The sequence below is a fragment of the Nonomuraea sp. B5E05 genome (assembly GCF_039880665.1).
Taxonomy (GTDB): domain Bacteria; phylum Actinomycetota; class Actinomycetes; order Streptosporangiales; family Streptosporangiaceae; genus Nonomuraea.
In genome coordinates this window covers 1-1,018 of sequence record NZ_JBDPMJ010000099.1, presented here as the reverse complement: position 1 = coordinate 1,018, position 1,018 = coordinate 1, and the positions used below count along the sequence as shown (strand labels likewise).

At 66.3% G+C, this 1,018-nt stretch carries 1 protein-coding gene; it reads left to right on the top strand.

Annotation, left to right across the window (positions count from 1 at the left end; translation table 11 throughout):
• Window positions 1-141: 141 nt before the first annotated feature.
• The gene (locus tag ABGB01_RS45960; protein ID WP_347780648.1) at window positions 142-969 is read left to right on the top strand and encodes a transposase family protein; all 828 of its coding nucleotides are present in this window, start codon (window positions 142-144) and stop codon (window positions 967-969) included.
• The last annotated feature ends 49 nt before the right edge of the window (window positions 970-1,018 follow it).

The following is a 1,018-nucleotide window of genomic DNA, read 5'->3' as shown; positions in this document are numbered from 1 at the left end:
TGAGCCCTTCCGCGTAAGCCCCCGCGACAGAGTGTGATCCTCGGGCCGCCCCGACGCCGGCGCCCCCGATGATCGAGAAGCGTAAAGCCCCTGGTAGAAGTTGGTCTTGCGACAGATCGACTTCGGAACCAGAGGCTTCACGTGCCCACCAGTGTCACATACACCGCGACTCTTGCGGTCAACCGGTCCACCGCCGAGTTCCTCGCCGCCCAACTCGCAGCTCATCGGCTTACGCGCCGCACACGAGCAGGAACACGGGCGCTCGGCCCGTTCAGCCAGGCTGTGCTGGTGCTGCGGTGGTTCCTGGAGGACACGCGGGTCCGTGATCTAGCCGTCGACAACAGCATCGGCAGGAGCACCGCCTACGCCTACCTGCATGAAGGGATCGACGTCCTGGCCGCCCAAGCTCCCGACCTTCACACCGCGCTGGAGGAGGCCAAGACCGCGGGGGCCACGCATCTGAACCTGGACGGCACCGTGGTGCGCACCGATCGGGTGTCCACGCCCAGCCCGAACGGCGCTGACCTGTGGTGGAGTGGCAAGCACAAGCATCACGGCGGCAATATCCAGGTGATGTCCGACCCGGACGGCTGGCCACTGTGGACCTCCGAGGTCCGCCCCGGACGCGAACACGACACCACCTGCGCCAAGGCCGCGAAGGAGTTGCTGCCCGCTCTGGAAGACCTGGCCCAGACGGGCCTGCTCACCCTCGCCGACCTGGGCTATGAGAATCTCAGCCCCGCCGTACGCCACCCGATCAAGAAGCCCAAGAACGGCCGGCTCACAGAAGACCAGCGCGCCTACAACCAGGTCATTCGCGGCGTCCACGCCGTGGCCGAACGCGCCAACTCCCTGCTCAAGACCACCTTCAAGGCGCTGCGGCGCGTCACCCTCGACCCCTGGCGAATCGGCGCGATCACCCGGGCGGCCCTCGTCCTCCTCCGTCTCGAACACGGACGCCACACCTAACCGAAGATGTGATCACACAAGGTCGTGATCCGTTACGCGGAAAGGCTCA